At 57.9% G+C, this 18,653-nt stretch carries 19 protein-coding genes; 16 read left to right on the top strand and 3 right to left on the bottom strand.

What is annotated here, in order from left to right:
* Positions 1–254: 254 nt before the first annotated feature.
* The 3 genes from cysJ to cysH are packed head-to-tail and all read left to right on the top strand — an operon-like array spanning position 255 to position 4,522.
* On the top strand, positions 255–2,060 hold the full coding sequence (gene cysJ / locus HMPREF3143_RS23075) for an NADPH-dependent assimilatory sulfite reductase flavoprotein subunit (RefSeq protein WP_070534349.1): 1,806 nt from the start codon (positions 255–257) through the stop codon (positions 2,058–2,060).
* Complete coding sequence (cysI, locus tag HMPREF3143_RS23070) at positions 2,060–3,772, top strand: assimilatory sulfite reductase (NADPH) hemoprotein subunit (protein ID WP_008499617.1); 1,713 nt, start codon at positions 2,060–2,062, stop codon at positions 3,770–3,772. The genes cysJ and cysI overlap by 1 nt, the downstream gene beginning before the upstream one ends.
* A 15-nt stretch (positions 3,773–3,787) precedes the next feature.
* Positions 3,788–4,522 carry a phosphoadenosine phosphosulfate reductase gene (cysH, locus tag HMPREF3143_RS23065; RefSeq protein ID WP_032675427.1) on the top strand — a complete coding sequence of 245 codons (735 nt, stop codon included), beginning with the start codon at positions 3,788–3,790 and terminating at the stop codon, positions 4,520–4,522.
* A gap of 96 nt (positions 4,523–4,618) precedes the next feature.
* Here the strand turns inward: cysH and HMPREF3143_RS23060 are convergent, their stop codons facing one another.
* Positions 4,619–5,662, bottom strand: a complete 1,044-nt coding sequence (locus HMPREF3143_RS23060) for an aminopeptidase (RefSeq protein ID WP_008499615.1) — start codon at positions 5,660–5,662, stop codon at positions 4,619–4,621.
* Positions 5,663–5,908: 246 nt separating this feature from the next.
* Between HMPREF3143_RS23060 and cysG the strand changes: the two genes are divergently transcribed.
* From cysG to rpoS, 13 genes are all read left to right on the top strand, one after another.
* The gene (cysG, locus tag HMPREF3143_RS23055) at positions 5,909–7,258 is read left to right on the top strand and encodes a siroheme synthase CysG (protein ID WP_161958631.1); all 1,350 of its coding nucleotides are present in this window, start codon (positions 5,909–5,911) and stop codon (positions 7,256–7,258) included.
* Between the two features lie 9 nt (positions 7,259–7,267).
* Positions 7,268–8,176: a sulfate adenylyltransferase subunit CysD gene (cysD, locus tag HMPREF3143_RS23050; RefSeq protein WP_008499613.1), complete on the top strand. Its 909-nt coding sequence runs from the start codon at positions 7,268–7,270 to the stop codon at positions 8,174–8,176.
* Positions 8,177–8,185: 9 nt separating this feature from the next.
* A complete protein-coding gene (cysN, locus tag HMPREF3143_RS23045) occupies positions 8,186–9,610 on the top strand; it encodes a sulfate adenylyltransferase subunit CysN (protein WP_047746431.1) in 1,425 nt (474 codons plus the stop codon).
* Positions 9,610–10,215, top strand: coding sequence for an adenylyl-sulfate kinase (gene cysC / locus HMPREF3143_RS23040; protein WP_070534348.1), 606 nt, complete (start codon positions 9,610–9,612; stop codon positions 10,213–10,215). The genes cysN and cysC overlap by 1 nt, the downstream gene beginning before the upstream one ends.
* Positions 10,216–10,273: 58 nt before the next feature.
* A complete protein-coding gene (locus tag HMPREF3143_RS23035; RefSeq protein WP_008499610.1) occupies positions 10,274–10,600 on the top strand; it encodes a DUF3561 family protein in 327 nt (108 codons plus the stop codon).
* Between the two features lie 166 nt (positions 10,601–10,766).
* Positions 10,767–11,078 (top strand): cell division protein FtsB, encoded by a 312-nt coding sequence (gene ftsB / locus HMPREF3143_RS23030; protein ID WP_008499609.1) that lies wholly within the window; start codon positions 10,767–10,769, stop codon positions 11,076–11,078.
* 19 nt (positions 11,079–11,097) lie between these two features.
* Positions 11,098–11,808, top strand: a complete 711-nt coding sequence (gene ispD / locus HMPREF3143_RS23025) for a 2-C-methyl-D-erythritol 4-phosphate cytidylyltransferase (RefSeq protein ID WP_023616744.1) — start codon at positions 11,098–11,100, stop codon at positions 11,806–11,808.
* On the top strand, positions 11,808–12,287 hold the full coding sequence (gene ispF / locus HMPREF3143_RS23020) for a 2-C-methyl-D-erythritol 2,4-cyclodiphosphate synthase (RefSeq protein WP_070534347.1): 480 nt from the start codon (positions 11,808–11,810) through the stop codon (positions 12,285–12,287). Before ispD ends, ispF begins: the two co-directional genes overlap by 1 nt.
* Entirely contained in the window at positions 12,284–13,333 is a 1,050-nt protein-coding gene (gene truD, locus HMPREF3143_RS23015) for a tRNA pseudouridine(13) synthase TruD (protein ID WP_063453298.1), read from the top strand. Before ispF ends, truD begins: the two co-directional genes overlap by 4 nt.
* Positions 13,314–14,075, top strand: coding sequence for a 5'/3'-nucleotidase SurE (gene surE / locus HMPREF3143_RS23010; protein ID WP_023344809.1), 762 nt, complete (start codon positions 13,314–13,316; stop codon positions 14,073–14,075). The genes truD and surE overlap by 20 nt, the downstream gene beginning before the upstream one ends.
* Positions 14,069–14,695: a protein-L-isoaspartate(D-aspartate) O-methyltransferase gene (locus tag HMPREF3143_RS23005; protein WP_008499604.1), complete on the top strand. Its 627-nt coding sequence runs from the start codon at positions 14,069–14,071 to the stop codon at positions 14,693–14,695. Before surE ends, HMPREF3143_RS23005 begins: the two co-directional genes overlap by 7 nt.
* Positions 14,696–14,811: 116 nt before the next feature.
* Positions 14,812–15,936: a murein hydrolase activator NlpD gene (gene nlpD / locus HMPREF3143_RS23000; RefSeq protein WP_008499601.1), complete on the top strand. Its 1,125-nt coding sequence runs from the start codon at positions 14,812–14,814 to the stop codon at positions 15,934–15,936.
* A 59-nt stretch (positions 15,937–15,995) separates the two neighbouring features.
* Entirely contained in the window at positions 15,996–16,988 is a 993-nt protein-coding gene (rpoS, locus tag HMPREF3143_RS22995) for an RNA polymerase sigma factor RpoS (protein ID WP_008499600.1), read from the top strand.
* A 52-nt stretch (positions 16,989–17,040) separates the two neighbouring features.
* Here rpoS and HMPREF3143_RS22990 read toward each other — a convergent pair whose 3' ends face one another.
* Complete coding sequence (locus tag HMPREF3143_RS22990) at positions 17,041–17,421, bottom strand: DUF4440 domain-containing protein (RefSeq protein WP_032675421.1); 381 nt, start codon at positions 17,419–17,421, stop codon at positions 17,041–17,043.
* Positions 17,418–18,620 carry an MFS transporter gene (locus tag HMPREF3143_RS22985; RefSeq protein ID WP_070534346.1) on the bottom strand — a complete coding sequence of 401 codons (1,203 nt, stop codon included), beginning with the start codon at positions 18,618–18,620 and terminating at the stop codon, positions 17,418–17,420. Before HMPREF3143_RS22985 ends, HMPREF3143_RS22990 begins: the two co-directional genes overlap by 4 nt.
* Positions 18,621–18,653 lie beyond the last annotated feature (33 nt).

The raw sequence follows: 18,653 nt of genomic DNA, 5'->3' as shown, positions 1-18,653 counted from the left end.
TTTTTAGCATTAACTAAAACGGCTCTGAGCGGCAACCGCCTCGTATACGGGGTGTTTATCGCTATTTGTTCTTATATTTCAAATAATTATTTAATCGGTTTTATCGCTAAGCATGACAACCAAAACAGGTTAGTCCATTTGGTTATTTATTATTTCCATCCCTTCTTTAATTGTTATTATCCTCGCCGTTAACCTTATCTTCAGTTTGGATTTAATCGCTTAAAGTCCGCTTGGCTACTGGAACATAACGACGCATGACAACACAGGCCCCACCTTCAAATTTGCTTCCCCTGAACCCGGAGCAACTGGCGCGCCTTCAGGCTGCCACCTCTGATTTTTCTCCCACTCAGCTTGCCTGGGTCTCCGGTTATTTCTGGGGAATGCTCAATCAGCAGCCTGGCGCTGTGGCGGGTGCACCGGCCACGGCCGTAGAAATTCCGGCCATTACCCTGATTTCCGCCTCGCAGACGGGTAACGCCCGCCGCGTGGCCGAAGCGCTGCGTGACGACCTGCTGGCCGCCAGGCTGAACGTGAACCTGGTCAACGCCGGGGATTATAAATTTAAGCAAATCGCGTCAGAAAAACTGCTGGTGGTGGTGGCTTCTACGCAGGGTGAAGGTGAACCCGCTGAAGAAGCGGTGGCGCTGCATAAGTTCCTGTTCTCGAAAAAAGCGCCGAAGCTGGATGGCACGGCGTTTGCCGTCTTTGGCCTGGGCGATACCTCCTATGAATTCTTCTGCCAGTCCGGCAAAGACTTCGACAGCAGGCTGGCGGAGCTGGGCGCAGAGCGCCTGCTGGACCGCGTTGACGCAGATGTCGAATACCAGACCGCCGCCGCTGAATGGCGTGCCCGCATCGTCGACGTGCTAAAAGCGCGCGTGCCGAAAGAGACGCCAGCCCAGGCCGCGTTCACCGCGACGGGTGCTGTTAACGACATCCACACCAGCCCGTACACCAAAGAGGCGCCGCTGGCGGCGAGCCTGTCGGTGAACCAGAAAATTACCGGCCGCGATTCCGAAAAAGACGTTCGCCATATCGAAATCGATCTCGGCGACTCGGGCCTGCGCTATCAGCCTGGCGATGCGCTGGGCGTCTGGTATCAGAACGATCCGGCGCTGGTGAAAGAGCTGGTTGAGCTGCTGTGGCTGAAAGGCGACGAGCCCGTCACCGTTGACGGCAAAACGCAGCCGCTTTCTGAAGCGTTGCAGTGGCATTTTGAGCTGACGGTGAATACCCCGAATATCGTCGAAAATTATGCCACCTTAACGCGCAGCGAATCCCTGCTGCCGCTGGTGGGCGACAAGGCGAAGCTGCAGCATTACGCCGCGACGACGCCGATTGTCGATATGGTGCGCTTCTCTCCGGCTCAGCTGGATGCCGATGCGCTGATCGGCCTGCTGCGTCCGCTGACCCCACGCCTGTATTCCATTGCCTCGTCTCAGGCCGAGGTGGAGAGCGAAGTGCATATCACCGTCGGCGTGGTGCGCTACGACATCGAAGGCCGCGCTCGTACGGGTGGAGCATCGGGCTTCCTGGCTGACCGCGTGGAAGAAGAGGGCGAAGTGCGCGTCTTTATCGAGCACAACGACAACTTCCGCCTGCCGGCAAACCCGGAAACGCCGGTCATCATGATTGGCCCGGGCACCGGCATTGCGCCGTTCCGCGCCTTCATGCAGCAGCGTGCGGCGGATGGCGCACCGGGTAAAAACTGGCTGTTCTTCGGTAACCCGCACTTTACGGAAGATTTCCTCTACCAGGTGGAGTGGCAGCGCTACGTGAAAGAAGGCGTACTGACCCGCATCGATCTGGCCTGGTCCCGCGACCAGAAAGAAAAAGTATACGTACAAGACAAACTGCGCGAACAGGGCGCAGAGCTGTGGCGCTGGATCAATGACGGTGCCCACATTTATGTCTGCGGCGACGCCAATCGCATGGCGAAAGACGTTGAGCAGACTTTGCTGGAAGTGATTGCCGAATTCGGCGGTATGGATGCCGAAGCGGCGGATGAATTTTTAAGTGAGCTGCGCGTTGAGCGCCGTTATCAGCGAGATGTCTACTAATGAGCGAAAAACATCCAGGGCCACTGGTGGTCGAAGGTAAACTGACAGACGCCGAGCGCATGAAGCTGGAAAGCAACTATCTGCGTGGCACCATTGCTGAAGATCTGAATGACGGTCTCACCGGCGGTTTCAAAGGCGACAACTTCCTGCTGATCCGTTTCCACGGCATGTACCAGCAGGACGACCGCGACATCCGCGCCGAGCGTGCAGAGCAGAAGCTGGAGCCGCGTCACGCGATGCTGCTGCGCTGCCGTCTGCCGGGTGGGGTGATTACCACCAAACAGTGGCAGGCGATCGACAAGTTTGCCGGTGAAAACACGATCTACGGCAGCATCCGTCTGACCAACCGTCAGACCTTCCAGTTCCACGGCATTCTGAAGAAGAACGTCAAGCCGGTGCACCAGATGCTGCACTCCGTTGGGCTGGACGCGCTGGCGACCGCCAACGACATGAACCGTAACGTGCTCTGCACCTCGAACCCGTATGAGTCCGAGCTGCATGCCGAAGCGTACGAGTGGGCGAAGAAGATCTCCGAGCACCTGCTGCCGCGCACCCGCGCCTATGCGGAGATCTGGCTCGATCAGGAAAAAGTCGCGACCACCGATGAAGAGCCGATCCTCGGCCAGACCTACCTGCCGCGTAAGTTTAAAACCACGGTAGTGATCCCGCCGCAGAACGATATCGACCTGCACGCCAACGACATGAACTTCGTGGCGATTGCCGAAAACGGCAAGCTGGTGGGCTTTAACCTGCTGGTGGGCGGCGGCCTGTCCATTGAGCATGGTAACAAGAAAACCTATGCCCGCACCGCGAGCGAGTTCGGCTTCCTGCCGCTGGAGCATACGCTGGCCGTGGCGGAAGCGGTGGTGACGACCCAGCGCGACTGGGGTAACCGTACCGACCGTAAAAACGCGAAAACCAAATACACCCTGGAGCGCGTGGGCGTGGAGACGTTCAAAGCGGAAGTGGAGCGTCGCGCGGGCATCAAGTTTGAGCCGATCCGCCCTTACGAATTCACCGGTCGCGGCGATCGCATTGGCTGGGTGAAGGGTATCGACAATAAATGGCACTTGACGCTGTTTATCGAAAACGGCCGTATTCTGGATTATCCGGGGCGTCCGCTGAAAACCGGTCTGCTGGAAATTGCGAAGATCCATAAGGGCGAGTTCCGCATCACCGCTAACCAGAACCTGATCATTGCCGGCGTGCCGGAAAGCCAGAAGGCGAAGATCGAGAAGCTGGCGCGCGAACATGGGTTGATGGATGCGGTGAAGCCGCAGCGTGAAAACTCAATGGCCTGCGTGTCGTTCCCGACCTGCCCGCTGGCGATGGCCGAAGCGGAACGTTTCCTGCCGTCATTCACTGACAAGGTAGAAGCGATTCTGGAAAAACACGGCATTCCGGACGAGCATATTGTTATGCGCGTGACGGGCTGCCCGAACGGCTGCGGTCGCGCGATGCTGGCCGAACTGGGGCTGGTGGGGAAAGCGCCGGGTCGCTACAACCTGCACCTGGGCGGTAACCGTATCGGCACGCGCATTCCGCGTATGTTCCGCGAGAACATCACCGAGCCGGAAATTCTTGATTCCATCGACGAGCTTGTCGGGCGCTGGGCGAAAGAGCGCGAAGCGGGTGAAGGCTTCGGCGACTTTACGGTGCGTGCGGGCATTATTCGCCCGGTGCTCGATCCCGCCAGGGATTTCTGGGAGTAAACACGAGAGGTAATTATGTCCGTACTCGATCTAAACGCCCTTAATGACCTGCCAAAAGTCGAACGCATTCTGGCGCTGGCAGAAACCAATGCCCACCTTGAAAAGCTGGACGCTGAAGGGCGCGTGGCGTGGGCGCTGGAAAACCTGCCGGGAGACTATGTGCTCTCGTCAAGCTTTGGTATTCAGGCGGCGGTCAGTTTGCATCTGGTGAATCAGATCCGTCCGGACATTCCGGTGATCCTCACCGATACCGGCTATCTGTTCCCGGAAACCTACCAGTTCATTGACGAGCTGACGGACAAGCTCAGGCTGAACCTGAAAGTTTACCGCGCGACGGAAAGCGCGGCCTGGCAGGAGGCGCGCTACGGCAAGCTGTGGGAGCAGGGCGTTGAGGGCATTGAGAAATACAATGAGATCAACAAAGTTGAGCCGATGAACCGGGCGCTGAAAGAGCTTAATGCCCAGACGTGGTTTGCGGGTCTGCGCCGCGAGCAGTCCGGCAGCCGGGCAACCTTACCGGTGCTGGCGGTGCAGCGCGGGGTCTTTAAAGTGCTGCCGATTATCGACTGGGATAACCGGACGGTGTATCAGTACCTGCAAAAGCACGGGCTGAAATACCATCCGCTGTGGGACCAGGGCTATCTGTCGGTGGGCGATACCCACACCACGCGTAAGTGGGAACCGGGCATGGCGGAAGAAGAGACGCGATTCTTCGGGCTGAAGCGCGAGTGCGGGTTGCACGAAGGGTGATAACTATTTTGCCCGGTGGCGCTGCGCTTACCGGGCCTACAAAGGCTTAAGAGAGGGGTGGGGTGAGGGCATCAGGCCGCACTATGCTTAACGGCCTCAGGCTTTCCCCGCTTTCGCCAGCTCCTTCACCAGCGGCAGCATCACCTTCACCACATCACGACTGCGGTGTTCAATCCGCTGCGGCAGCGCGCGATCGATGTGCTGCTGATTGTCCAGCATCACGTTGTGCCAGCTCGTCCCGTCCGGGAAGGCCTTCGATTTAGCCCGCTGCTGGTAGCCATCTTTTTTGCCCAGCGCCCAGTTCGTCGCTTCCACGTACAGCACCGGAATGCCCGCCTTATCGAACACTTCCCCGTCGTTGCAGCAGCCTGTGCCTCGCGGATAATCCGGGTTACCGCCGGGATTGCTGGTGGCATAAACACCATGGCTGCGGGCTATCGCCAGCGCCCGGTCGCGCGTCAGTTTCCGCACGGTACCCGGCGTACTCTGCCCGCTGTTGAAATAGAGCTTATCGCCGACGATCAGGTTGTCGAGGTTGATCACCAGCAGCGTATTTTTCTTCTCCTCAGCGCTCATACGCTTAAGGAGATTCTCAGCGCCGAGTTTGCCCTCTTCCTCACCGCTGGTGGCAACAAAACGAATGCCATATTGGGTCGGAATATCTTTCATCCGCTCGGCCAGTTCGAGCATCACGCCCAGGCCTGCGGCATTGTCGTCCATGCCCTGCAGCGTCAGCCCGCCAAGATTGTTATCCGTATCGGCGTCACTCATCGGGGCGTAGGTATCAAGGTGCGCCATAATGATAATTTGCTCTTTTGCGCTGCCTTCGTGGGCCGCAATCACCGTACTGCCGGTCACGTTATGCCAGTTTTTCGTTTTATTGCGTGAGGTATAGACGTAGCGGCTGTGAAACGATCGGATATCGCTCTGGTAACCCATGTCGGCAAACTGCTGACGAAGATAGTCCGCGGAGAGCATTTCCGCAGGCGATCCGGTCATGCGGCCAGGGAAAACGGTGGCAATATGCCGCGCCTGCATAGTGGCGATTTCACCATAAGGTTGGTTTTTTGCCTGGGCAGGAAGAATAAAGCAAACGCCGAGCGCCAGGGCAGCAATACGGTGGCGCGTTGCGGAAAACATAGTGAGTCCTTAAAAACAGAGCAAAATAATAACCCGCCTAGTATGAAACTGTGATCGTCCATACACAATTTGAATCGTTCTTAAATGCCCGAAATTTCGCGCGTTAAGCACTTTTTGGTATTAGCTTTTTCACAGCGTTATTCCATTGAGTAACTACTCATTCCAATTCGTAATTTCATTCGGTCTAAGCCGCCCCCTATAGTCCCTCTATTCCTCGTTGTTAGTGAGTTGTTGCCTGTGGACTATCTGCCCTTATTTGCTGCGATTAAAGAGAAACCGGTGCTGGTGGTTGGCACGGGTGAAATCGCCGATCGCAAAATCGCGTTTCTGCAGCGCGCAGGGGCCCAGGTGCAGGTCGTTGAAGAGGCGGATTTCGACGAGTCACAAATCGACAGCGTCGTGCTGGTAATTGCGGCGACCGAAGATCGTGAACTGAACCAGCGGATCTCCGACGCCGCTCAGGCCCGTTACCGCCTGGTGAACGTGGTGGACGACCAGCCTTTATGCTCGTTTATTTTCCCGTCGATCGTTGACCGTTCGCCGCTGCTGGTGGCGATCTCCTCCGGCGGTACCGCACCGGTGCTGGCGCGCGTGCTGCGGGAAAAAATCGAAGCGCTGCTGCCGACCAGCCTCGGGCGCATGGCGGAGAAAGCCAGCTACTGGCGCAACCATCTGAAAACCCGCCTGACCAGCGTGACGGAACGCCGTCGCTTCTGGGAACGCGTGTTTCGCGGCCGCTTTGCCAGCCTGATGCATGCCGGTAATGAGACAGCGGCGCAGAAAATCCTCGAGGACGAACTGGATAACCCCGGCAGTACGGGCGGGGAGATCATTCTGGTGGGCGCGGGGCCAGGCGATGCCGGGCTCCTGACGCTGCGCGGCCTGCAGGTGCTGCAGGATGCGGACGTGGTGTTCTACGACCACCTGGTCACCGACGGCGTGCGCGAGCTGATCCGTCGCGACGCGGAGCAAATCTGCGTCGGCAAACGGGCGGGCGAACACTCGGTGCCGCAGCACGACACCAACCAGATGCTAATTGACGCCGCGAAAGCGGGCAAAACCGTGGTGCGCCTGAAGGGGGGCGATCCGTTCATTTTCGGTCGCGGCGGCGAAGAGCTGCAGGCGGCAGCCGAAGCGGGCGTTCCGTTCCAGGTGGTGCCCGGCATCACGGCGGCTTCTGCGGTAACGGCCTACGCCGGTATCCCGTTGACCCACCGCGATTACGCCCAGAGCGTCACCTTTGTGACCGGCCACTACAAGGCGGACAGCACGCCGTTCGACTGGTCGCATCTCGCCCAGAGCCGCCAGACGCTGGCGATATACATGGGCACGATGAAAGCGGCGGACATCAGCGAACAGCTTATTCAGCACGGTCGCGAGGCGACGACCCCCGTTGCCGTCATTTCTCGCGGCACGCGCGTCGATCAGCATGTTGCTGTCGGCACACTTCAAGACCTTGCAACCCTGGCGAAAGACGCCCCTATGCCCGCCCTGATCGTGGTGGGGGAAGTGGTGCAGCTGCACAGCACGCTCGCCTGGTTTCAGCACACAACCGATACAGAAGGCTTTGGTTCTTCTGTTGTAAATTTGGCTTAAGGAACGGTTATGGACCAAAAACGTCTTACACACCTGCGGCAGCTCGAAGCGGAAAGTATCCATATTATCCGCGAAGTGGCCGCCGAGTTTTCTAACCCGGTGATGATGTACTCCATCGGCAAAGATTCCAGCGTCATGCTGCATCTGGCGCGTAAAGCGTTTTATCCGGGCACGCTGCCGTTCCCGCTGCTGCACGTGGACACCGGCTGGAAGTTCCGCGAGATGTACGAATTCCGCGACCGTACCGCGAAAGCCTACGGCTGCGAGCTGCTGGTGCATAAAAACCCGGAAGGGGTGGCGATGGGGATTAACCCGTTCGTGCACGGCAGCGCCAAACACACCGATATCATGAAGACCGAAGGGCTGAAGCAGGCGCTGAATAAATACGGTTTTGATGCGGCCTTCGGCGGCGCGCGCCGTGACGAAGAGAAGTCACGCGCCAAAGAGCGTATCTACTCCTTCCGCGATCGCTTCCACCGCTGGGACCCCAAAAACCAGCGTCCGGAGCTGTGGCACAACTACAACGGCCAGATTAACAAGGGCGAAAGCATCCGCGTCTTCCCGCTCTCCAACTGGACCGAGCTGGATATCTGGCAGTACATCTATCTGGAAAACATCGAGATCGTTCCGCTGTATCTGGCCGCCGAGCGCCCGGTGCTGGAGCGTGACGGCATGCTGATGATGATCGACGACGATCGCATCGACCTGCAGCCGGGTGAAGTGATCAAAAAACAGATGGTGCGTTTCCGCACCCTCGGCTGCTGGCCGCTGACCGGCGCGGTGGAATCCAACGCCCAGACGCTGCCGGAGATCATCGAAGAGATGCTGGTGTCGACCACCAGCGAGCGACAGGGGCGCGTGATTGACCGCGACCAGGCAGGCTCCATGGAGCTGAAGAAACGTCAGGGTTATTTCTAAGGAGCCGCCATGAATACCACTATTGCTCAACAAATTGCCAACGAAGGCGGTGTGGAAGCGTATCTGCACGCGCAACAACACAAAAGCCTGCTGCGTTTTCTGACCTGCGGCAGCGTGGATGACGGGAAAAGTACCCTGATTGGCCGCCTGCTGCACGATACGCGCCAGATTTATGAAGATCAGCTCTCCTCCCTGCATAACGACAGTAAGCGTCACGGTACCCAGGGCGAAAAGCTGGATCTGGCGCTGCTGGTTGACGGCCTGCAGGCGGAGCGCGAGCAGGGCATCACCATCGATGTGGCCTACCGCTATTTCTCTACCGAGAAGCGCAAATTTATTATCGCCGACACCCCGGGGCACGAACAGTACACCCGCAATATGGCGACCGGCGCGTCGACCTGTGACCTGGCGATCCTGCTGATCGACGCCCGTAAAGGCGTGCTGGATCAGACCCGTCGCCACAGCTTTATCTCCACGCTGCTGGGGATCAAACACCTGGTGGTGGCGGTCAACAAGATGGATCTGGTGAACTTCAGCGAAGAGAAGTTCGAGGAGATCCGCCAGAGCTACCTGACCTTTGCCGAACAGCTGCCGGGCAACCTGGATATCCGCTTTGTGCCGCTCTCGGCGCTGGAAGGGGATAACGTCGCCTCCCAGAGCGCGAACATGCCGTGGTACAGCGGCCCGACGCTGCTGGAGGTGCTGGAGACGGTTGAAATTCAGCGCGTGGTCGACACTCAGCCGATGCGCTTCCCGGTGCAGTACGTGAACCGTCCTAACCTCGACTTCCGCGGTTTCTCCGGTACTCTCGCGTCAGGCTCCGTGAAGGTGGGTCAGCGCGTCAAGGTGCTGCCATCCGGTGTGGAATCGACCATCGCACGCATCGTCACCTTCGACGGCGATCTCCAGGACGCAGGCGCCGGTGAAGCGGTAACCCTGGTGCTGAAAGACGAGATTGATATCAGCCGGGGCGACCTGCTGGTGGACGCGCAGGAAACGCTGGCGGCGGTGCAGGGCGCGTCCGTGGACGTGGTGTGGATGGCGGAACAGCCGCTGACCGCAGGCCAGAGCTACGACATCAAAATCGCCGGCAAGAAGACCCGCGCTCGCGTGGACGGTATTCAGTTCCAGGTGGACATCAACAACCTGACCCAGCGCGAGGTCACCGAGCTGCCGCTGAACGGTATTGGTCTGGTCGATCTAACCTTTGACGAACCGCTGGTGCTGGATCCGTATCAGCAAAATCCGGTGACGGGCGGGCTTATCTTTATTGACCGCCTGACGAACGTCACCGTCGGCGCGGGGATGGTCCGTGAGCCAAACGAACAGGCGTCCGCGGCTTCAGAATTCAGCGCCTTTGAGCTGGAACTGAACGCGCTGGTGCGTAAGCACTTCCCGCACTGGGGCGCGCGCGATCTGCTGGGAGGCAAGTAATGGCTGCCCATGATGAGAACGTCGTCTGGCATCCTCATCCGGTCACCGTCGCCCAGCGCGAACAGCTCCACGGTCACCGTGGAGTTGTGCTGTGGTTTACCGGGCTCTCCGGCTCGGGTAAATCGACGGTGGCGGGCGCGCTGGAAGAGGCATTGCATCAGCAGGGCGTAAGCACGTACCTGCTGGATGGCGACAACGTGCGCCATGGCCTGTGCAGCGATTTAGGGTTCAGCGACGACGACCGCAAAGAGAACATCCGCCGGGTCGGGGAGGTCGCCAGCCTGATGGCCGACGCCGGGCTGGTGGTGCTGACCGCATTTATCTCTCCACACCGCGCCGAGCGCCAGATGGTGCGCGAACGCGTGGGCCAGGATCGCTTTATCGAAGTGTTTGTGGATACGCCGCTGGAGGTTTGCGAAGCGCGCGACCCGAAAGGGCTGTACAAAAAAGCGCGTGCCGGAGAATTGCGCAACTTCACCGGCATTGACGCGATATACGAAGCGCCTGAATCGCCTGAAATTCACCTGGAGGGTCAACAATTGGTAACAAATTTAGTAAGCCAATTATTAGACCTGCTCAGACGGGACGATATTATCAGATCCTGAGACGGTATCGTTCGGGAGCTGTCTTCCCGAACGATGAGTCACGGTCACAGGACTAGCTATGCGCAACAGTGAACATTACATCACCACCACCGGGTCGGAGCCGCTTGCGACCGACGACGAAACGACCTGGTCATTTCCTGGGGCCATCATTGGCTTCGTCTCATGGTTGCTGGCGCTGGGTATCCCGTTTCTTATCTACGGCGGCAACACGCTGTTTTTCTTTCTCTACACCTGGCCTTTCTTTCTGGCGCTGATGCCCGTGGCGGTTGTCGTCGGCATTGCGCTTCACTCGCTGCTCAACGGCAAGCTCCTGTACAGTACCGTGGTCACGATTGTGACGGTGGTGCTGATGTTTGGTCTGTTATTTTTGTGGCTCATGGGCTAACTTCAGCCATAATTCAAACCGTAACCAACTGTGTAACGATATTGAGCAGGACGATTCTGCGGAAAAAATGTGGTACATTTGCCCGCGATGTTGCGGCATCTCTGTTACCCCGGCGTAGTGCTCTGGGGAAGTCTTGGGATGATGATGCCGTTTTTCAGGGGGCAGGATGGGTAAACTAACGCTGCTGTTGCTGGCTTTGCTAATCTGGCTGCAATATTCGCTGTGGTTCGGTAAGAACGGACTGCACGACTATAGCCGGGTGAGCGATGACGTCGCGGCTCAGCAGGCAACAAACGCCAAACTTAAGGCGCGAAACGATCAACTCTTCGCTGAAATTGATGACCTCAATGGCGGGCAAGAGGCGATTGAGGAACGCGCACGCAATGAACTCAGTATGACTAAGCCGGGCGAAACCTTTTATCGTCTGGTTCCGGATGCGTCTAAACGCAATCAGGGCTCAGCACAAAACAATCGATAATCAGGCCCAGGATTACGACATGGCAGTAACTTTTTCGGACGTATGCGCCGTGGTGCCGGCCGCAGGTTTTGGCCGGCGCATGCAGACAGAATGTCCCAAGCAATACCTCTCTATTGGCGATAAAACGATCCTCGAGCACGCCGTGGCGGCGCTGCTGGCGCACCCGCGGGTGACGCGAGCGATCATCGCTATCAGCCCCGGCGATGCGCGCTTCGCGCAGCTCCCGCTGGCAAATCATCCACAGATTACCGTTGTCGATGGCGGTGCCGAGCGCGCCGATTCCGTGCTGGCAGGCATTCAGGCGGCCGGTAATGCGCCGTGGGTGCTGGTCCATGACGCGGCCCGTCCGTGCCTGCATCAGGACGATCTCGCTCGCCTGCTGGCATTGAGCGAAACCAGCAAAGTGGGCGGCATTCTGGCCGCTCCCGTGCGCGACACCATGAAGCGTGCCGAGCCGGGCAAACGGGCTATCGCCCATACCGTCGATCGCGTCGATCTCTGGCACGCGCTGACGCCGCAATTTTTCCCCCGCGAACTGCTCCACGACTGCTTAACGCGCGCGCTTAACGAAGGTGCGACCATCACGGACGAAGCTTCTGCGCTGGAGTACTGCGGTTTCCACCCTGAGCTTGTTGAAGGACGTGCTGATAATATTAAAGTGACGCGTCCGGAAGATTTACAGCTCGCGGAATTTTATCTTACCCGTTCGACCCATCAGGAGAAGGCATAATGCGAATTGGACACGGTTTTGATGTACACGCCTTTGGCGGCGAAGGCCCAATTATCATTGGCGGCGTGCGCATTCCTTATGAAAAAGGGCTGCTGGCGCATTCTGATGGCGACGTGGCGCTGCATGCGCTGACCGACGCGCTGCTGGGCGCGGCCGCACTGGGTGATATCGGCAAGCTGTTCCCGGACACCGACCCGGCGTTTAAAGGGGCGGACAGCCGTGAACTGCTGCGCGAAGCGTGGCGCCGCATCCAGGCGAAAGGCTATACCCTTGGCAACGTCGACGTGACGATTATCGCCCAGGCCCCAAAAATGCTGCCGCACATTCCGCAGATGCGCGTGTTTATTGCAGAAGATCTGGGCTGCCATATGGACAACGTGAACGTCAAAGCGACGACGACCGAGAAGCTGGGCTTTACCGGTCGCGGCGAAGGCATTGCCTGTGAAGCCGTGGCGCTGCTGGTGAAGGCGAGCAAATGACAGACTTTGACAACCTGACATACCTGCACGGTAAGCCGCAGGGGAACGGGGTGCTGAAAGCCAGCCCTGAAGATTTCCTCGTGGTGGAGGATCTGGGCTTTGAGCCGGATGGCGAAGGCGAACATATCCTGGTGCGTATTCTGAAAAATGGCTGCAATACCCGCTTTGTGGCCGACGCGCTGGCAAAATTCCTCAAAATTCATGCCCGCGAGGTGAGCTTTGCCGGGCAGAAAGATAAACACGCCGTCACGGAACAGTGGCTCTGCGCGCGCGTTCCCGGCAATGCGATGCCTGATTTAAGCAAATTTGAGCTTGAGGGCTGTAAGGTACTGGAATATGCCCGCCACAAGCGCAAACTGCGTCTGGGCGCGTTAAAAGGCAACGCGTTTACGTTGGTGCTGCGCGAAGTGACTGACCGTGAAGACGTTGAAAAACGCCTGAATGCCATCAGCGACCGCGGCGTACCGAACTACTTTGGCGCCCAGCGCTTTGGCATCGGCGGCAGCAACCTGCAGGGCGCACTGCGCTGGGCGCAAAGCGACGCGCCGGTGCGTGACAGGAATAAACGCAGTTTTTGGTTGTCGGCGGCCCGCAGTGCGTTGTTTAATCAGATTGTGAGCGAAAGGCTGAAAAAACCGGACGCGAATCAAGTTGTTGTTGGCGATGCGCTACAATTAGCGGGACGCGGAAGCTGGTTTGTGGCAACGGCCGAAGAGATGGCCGATGTCCAGTCGCGCGTGGACGCAAAAGGGCTGCTGATCACCGCCGCGTTGCCCGGTACGGGCGACTGGGGAACACAGGGCGACGCGCTGGCCGCCGAGCAGTCAGCCGTGGCGGATGCGCCAGAATTGCAGTCCTTGCTGGTGCGGGAAAAAGTCGACGCGGCACGCCGCGCGATGCTGCTCTATCCGCAGCAGTTAAGCTGGAACTGGTGGGATGACGTGACTGTCGAGTTACGCTTCTGGCTGCCGGCAGGCAGCTTTGCCACCAGTGTTGTCAGGGAACTTATCAACACCTCGGGTGATTATGCGAATATTGCTGAGTAACGATGACGGGATCCACGCGCCAGGCATTCAGACCCTGGCGAAACACCTCCGTGAGTTTGCGGATGTGCAGGTTGTGGCGCCCGATCGTAACCGCAGTGGAGCGTCTAACTCGCTGACGCTGGAGTCGTCGCTTCGCACCTTTACCTTTGAAAATGGCGATATTGCCGTACAGATGGGCACGCCAACCGACTGTGTTTTTCTGGGCGTGAACGCGCTGATGCGGCCGCGTCCGGATATCGTCGTCTCCGGCATTAACGCCGGTCCTAACCTCGGCGATGACGTGATTTACTCCGGCACCGTGGCGGCCGCAATGGAAGGCCGCCATCTGGGATTCCCGGCGCTGGCGGTCTCGTTGAACGGCTACACGCACTACGACACCGCCGCCGCGGTGACCTGTTCGATCCTGCGGGCGCTCGGCCGCGAGCCGTTGCGTACCGGACGCATCCTCAACATTAACGTGCCGGATCTTCCTCTCGATGAAATTAAAGGCATCCGCGTCACCCGTTGCGGGAGTCGACATCCTGCCGATCAGGTGATCCCGCAGCAGGATCCGCGCGGCAACACGCTTTACTGGATCGGCCCTCCCGGCGATAAGTGCGATGCGGGTCCGGATACCGACTTTGCCGCCGTGGAGGAAGGCTATGTTTCGGTTACCCCGCTGCACGTAGATTTAACCGCGTATAGCGCGCATGATGTGGTGTCGGGCTGGCTGGAACGCGCAGGAGTGAACGCGCAATGGTAAACAAACGTGTACAAACTCTTCTGGAACAACTACGCGCGCAGGGGATCCGCGACGAGCACGTGCTCGAAGCGCTCGCCCTGGTTCCGCGTGAGAAATTTGTAGACGAGGCGTTTGAACACAAAGCGTGGGAAAACGTGGCGCTGCCCATCGGGCAGGGCCAGACGATTTCGCAGCCTTACATGGTGGCTCGCATGACGGAGCTGCTCGAGCTGACGCCCGATTCGCGCGTGCTGGAGATTGGCACCGGGTCGGGGTATCAGACCGCGATCCTGGCGCATCTCGTTCATCACGTATGCTCCGTTGAGCGGATCAAAGGTTTACAGTGGCAGGCGCGTCGTCGCCTGAAACAACTTGATTTACATAATGTTTCGACACGACACGGTGATGGATGGCAGGGTTGGAAGGCTCGTGCCCCGTTTGACGCGATCATCGTGACGGCGGCCCCGCCAGAAATTCCAGCTGCCCTGTTGTCGCAGCTGGATGAGGGGGGCATTCTGGTTCTGCCTGTCGGGGACGAGCAGCAGCTGTTGAAGCGCGTTCGTCGGCGCGGCGGCGAGTTTATTATCGACACCGTGGAAGCCGTGCGCTTTGTGCCTCTGGTGAAGGGGGAGTTGGCCTGAGACTCGGAATTATCCAGGGTTATTAAGGCAAATTCAGCGTATGGTGTGGCGCGAAAGATTCGTGCCATCACGGTAAATTTTAAGTCACTGGTAGTTAACACATTCCTGGGGGATAAATGAGCGCGGGAAGCCCTAAATTCACCATCAGCCGTGTTGCGGCATTATCACTGGTTTCGCTCTGGCTGGCAGGCTGTACAAGTTCTAACAACGCGCCTGCGCCCGTCAGTTCCGTCGGCGGAAACAGCGGCTCCGGTAACACGTCCAGCGGAATGTTAATCACGCCGCCACCTAAAATGGGAACGGCTGCGCCGCAGCAAACACCACAAATTCAGCCTGTGCAACATCCTGTTACACAGCCAATGCAGGTTCAGCCAGTTGAACAGCCTGTTCAGACCCAAAACGGCCGCATAGTCTATAACCGCCAGTATGGGAACATTCCGAAAGGCAGCTACACCGGTGGCAGCACCTATACCGTGAAACGCGGCGATACGCTGTTCTACATTGCGTGGATCACCGGGAACGATTTCCGTGACCTCGCGCAGCGCAACAACGTCCAGGCCCCATATGGTCTGGAAGTCGGGCAAACGCTCCAGGTGGGCAACGCGACGGGTACGCCGCTTACGCCTGGCAACACGGTTTCAGCAGCCGATGTGACGGCTCAAAATAACAGCGTTAAGCCTGCACAAAAATCCACCACGGTGGTTGCTTCACAACCTGTAATTACGTATTCTGAGGATTCAGGTGATCAGACTGCTAACAAAATGTTGCCGAATAATAAAGGGACTGCGACTGCTGTCACAGCACCGGTTACGGCACCTGTGGTTAGCTCTACTGAACCGACTGCCAGCAGTATGACCTCCAGTTCGCCGATTTCTGCATGGCGCTGGCCGACTGACGGCAAGGTTATCGAGAACTTCTCTTCCTCCGAAGGGGGAAATAAAGGGATCGATATCGCAGGGAGTAAAGGACAGGCTATCATCGCGACCGCAGATGGACGCGTTGTGTATGCCGGTAACGCTCTGCGCGGTTACGGTAATCTTATCATCATCAAACACAACGATGATTACCTGAGTGCCTACGCCCATAACGACACAATGCTGGTCCGGGAACAACAAGAAGTTAAGGCGGGGCAAAAAATCGCTACCATGGGTAGCACCGGAACCAGTTCTACACGCTTGCATTTTGAAATTCGTTACAAGGGGAAATCCGTAAACCCGCTGCAGTACTTGCCGCAGCGATAATTTGACGGGGCATGCCAGCCAGGGTGTCTCGTTCAGGGATCACGGGTAGGAGCCACCTTATGAGTCAGAATACGCTGAAAGTTCATGATTTAAATGAAGACGCGGAATTTGATGAGAACGGAGTAGAGGCTTTTGACGAAAAAGCCTTAGTAGAAGAGGAACCCAGTGATAACGATTTGGCTGAAGAAGAGCTGTTATCGCAGGGCGCCACACAGCGTGTACTGGACGCGACTCAGCTTTACCTTGGGGAGATTGGTTACTCCCCACTGCTAACGGCCGAAGAAGAAGTCTATTTCGCACGTCGTGCTTTGCGTGGTGATGTGGCCTCGCGTCGTCGCATGATTGAAAGTAACCTGCGACTGGTCGTGAAAATTGCCCGCCGTTACGGCAATCGTGGTCTGGCTCTGCTGGATCTGATTGAAGAGGGCAACTTAGGTCTCATCCGCGCAGTTGAGAAGTTTGACCCGGAACGCGGGTTCCGTTTCTCAACCTACGCGACCTGGTGGATTCGTCAGACCATCGAACGGGCTATTATGAACCAGACCCGTACGATTCGCCTGCCGATTCACATCGTCAAAGAGTTGAACGTGTATCTGCGTACCGCGCGCGAGTTGTCCCATAAGCTGGACCACGAGCCAAGCGCAGAAGAAATTGCCGAACAACTCGATAAACCGGTTGATGACGTAAGCCGTATGCTGCGTCTCAACGAGCGCATTACCTCCGTTGACACCCCGCTGGGTGGCGACTCCGAAAAAGCGCTGCTGGACATCCTGGCCGATGAAAAAGACAACGGTCCGGAAGACACCACGCAGGACGATGACATGAAGCAGAGCATCGTCAAATGGCTGTTCGAACTGAACGCCAAACAGCGTGAAGTGCTGGCGCGTCGTTTCGGTTTACTGGGGTATGAAGCTGCGACACTGGAAGACGTCGGCCGCGAAATTGGCCTGACCCGTGAACGTGTTCGTCAGATTCAGGTTGAAGGTCTGCGTCGCCTGCGTGAAATCCTGCAGGGGCAAGGTCTGAATATCGAAGCGCTGTTCCGCGAATAAGCAACCTTTCGTCAAAAAAGGCCCGTCGTGAGACGGGCCTTTTTCTTTTGTGTTACGGCTGCGTCGCCGTCTCGTGCAGCAGACGCCAGGTTATTTTGTCACCTTCCTGATTAAGCACCGCGGTTGACCAGCGCACGTTAACGGGCAGGTCTGGCCGGGTTTGCGTCTCCCGGTAGTGAAGCACTGCACCCCGTTCGCCGCTCTGGATCGTGGTTAATTCGTCAATGACGATTTTCAGCCCGGGACGGCTTCCGCGCTGTTTTTCCAGAAAACTGGCCAGGCCGTTATAGTCGACCTGCACACCGCCCGGCGGGATCATCAGAAAATCGCGACGGAAACGGGCGAGCAGGGCGTCGGCCTCGCCTTCACCTTTGCCTAACCATGCTTCAAGCGCAATGTGGAGGTCGATAATGTCGTGTTCGAAAGGCGTCATGAATTCTCCTGTCGCAGCGGGTTTAGCACCTGCGTATTGTTAAGACGAAAAACGTACGGTACAGGCAGCAAGGTCATGCCTGCGGCAAAAATAAACATCCCGTGCCAGGCGGCGTGTGGCGTCAGCCACGCCTGCGCCAGGTTCAGCACCTGCGCCAGCAGCAGGGCACCGGCAAAAAAGCTCAATTGACGATTGAGATTCCACAGCGCGCTGGCATCCGGCATCTCGTCCCGGCGCGTTGTCAGAAACGCGCTGCTCTGAGCCGTGCTGCTGCACAGGCTTCCCCCGGCGCCCATCAGGGCAAACGCGACGGCAGGCAACAGCGTAGCCGAACTGACGTCAATCAAAAGCAGAATGCCCGTCGCCTGCAGCAGGCAGCCGATGACGATCAGGGGTCGGGGGCCGGTACGGTTAAAATAACGTCCCGTTGCCGAGATGGCGATAAACGATGCCACAGACCACGGCAGCATGAGCATGCCCGTAGCGGCTGGGCTCATATTCGCCACGTTCTGAAGATAAAACATGCCCGTGACGTTCACCCCAATAAATACGCCAGGAACGCAGATATAGACAAGCATGGAAAAACGCAAAAGCGGGTCCGCGAGCAATGACAGGTTTAGCAGTCTGGCCGCGTTCATCGCAGGCATTTCGTGTTTAAGCCACAGGCAGGCCAGAACGAAGGTCACGATAGCGACCGGTAGCGTGGCGAAAAATATCCATCGCCAGCTTAGCGTCTGTACCAGCAGTCCCCCGATAGCCGGGGAGCAGGCCGGGGCAAGCAGCGCGACCAGCATCACCGCCGAGGAGAGCTTCGCACGCTCCTGAGGCCTGAACTGTTGCCAGGTCAGCGCCTGTCCGACGGGGATCAGTAGGCCTCCTCCCACGCCCTGAAGCACTCGCCAGGCAATCAGACTTTCAAGCGTTGCAGACAGGCCCGCCGCAGCGGAGGCGGCACTGAACAGAAAAAGCGAAAGCAGGATGACGCGCTTTGGCCCAATGCGGCGCGAGAGCAGGCTGCTGAACGGGATCGCCAGCGTCAGGCCGGCAATGTACCCGTTACTGACCCAGGTAAGGGCCGAAGGCGTGGTGTTAAAGGCGTGAGCCATCGCCGGAAAGGCGACGCTGGCAATAAACATGTTGATCAAATCAAGAAAAAAGCCCAGCAGATAGACAACGGCAACTTGGCTGCGATACGTCATGGTGGATCCTCCGGTGAGGTGGCGTATCGTATC

The organism is Enterobacter sp. HMSC16D10 (assembly GCF_001807145.1).
Lineage (GTDB): Bacteria > Pseudomonadota > Gammaproteobacteria > Enterobacterales > Enterobacteriaceae > Enterobacter > Enterobacter roggenkampii.
Note: the sequence above shows the minus strand (reverse complement) of the source record. Positions and strands in the feature narration are given on the sequence as shown.

Excerpts from the sequence above, each read along its gene's own strand:
- cysJ (WP_070534349.1), top strand. The coding sequence starts at position 255 with ATGACAACACAGGCCCCACCTTCAAATTTGCTTCCCCTGAACCCGGAG.
- cysI (WP_008499617.1), top strand. The coding sequence starts at position 2,060 with ATGAGCGAAAAACATCCAGGGCCACTGGTGGTCGAAGGTAAACTGACA.
- cysH (WP_032675427.1), top strand. The coding sequence starts at position 3,788 with ATGTCCGTACTCGATCTAAACGCCCTTAATGACCTGCCAAAAGTCGAA.
- HMPREF3143_RS23060 (WP_008499615.1), bottom strand. The coding sequence starts at position 5,662 with ATGTTTTCCGCAACGCGCCACCGTATTGCTGCCCTGGCGCTCGGCGTT.
- cysD (WP_008499613.1), top strand. The coding sequence starts at position 7,268 with ATGGACCAAAAACGTCTTACACACCTGCGGCAGCTCGAAGCGGAAAGT.
- cysN (WP_047746431.1), top strand. The coding sequence starts at position 8,186 with ATGAATACCACTATTGCTCAACAAATTGCCAACGAAGGCGGTGTGGAA.
- cysC (WP_070534348.1), top strand. The coding sequence starts at position 9,610 with ATGGCTGCCCATGATGAGAACGTCGTCTGGCATCCTCATCCGGTCACC.
- HMPREF3143_RS23035 (WP_008499610.1), top strand. The coding sequence starts at position 10,274 with ATGCGCAACAGTGAACATTACATCACCACCACCGGGTCGGAGCCGCTT.
- ftsB (WP_008499609.1), top strand. The coding sequence starts at position 10,767 with ATGGGTAAACTAACGCTGCTGTTGCTGGCTTTGCTAATCTGGCTGCAA.
- ispD (WP_023616744.1), top strand. The coding sequence starts at position 11,098 with ATGGCAGTAACTTTTTCGGACGTATGCGCCGTGGTGCCGGCCGCAGGT.
- ispF (WP_070534347.1), top strand. The coding sequence starts at position 11,808 with ATGCGAATTGGACACGGTTTTGATGTACACGCCTTTGGCGGCGAAGGC.
- truD (WP_063453298.1), top strand. The coding sequence starts at position 12,284 with ATGACAGACTTTGACAACCTGACATACCTGCACGGTAAGCCGCAGGGG.
- surE (WP_023344809.1), top strand. The coding sequence starts at position 13,314 with ATGCGAATATTGCTGAGTAACGATGACGGGATCCACGCGCCAGGCATT.
- HMPREF3143_RS23005 (WP_008499604.1), top strand. The coding sequence starts at position 14,069 with ATGGTAAACAAACGTGTACAAACTCTTCTGGAACAACTACGCGCGCAG.
- nlpD (WP_008499601.1), top strand. The coding sequence starts at position 14,812 with ATGAGCGCGGGAAGCCCTAAATTCACCATCAGCCGTGTTGCGGCATTA.
- rpoS (WP_008499600.1), top strand. The coding sequence starts at position 15,996 with ATGAGTCAGAATACGCTGAAAGTTCATGATTTAAATGAAGACGCGGAA.
- HMPREF3143_RS22990 (WP_032675421.1), bottom strand. The coding sequence starts at position 17,421 with ATGACGCCTTTCGAACACGACATTATCGACCTCCACATTGCGCTTGAA.
- HMPREF3143_RS22985 (WP_070534346.1), bottom strand. The coding sequence starts at position 18,620 with ATGACGTATCGCAGCCAAGTTGCCGTTGTCTATCTGCTGGGCTTTTTT.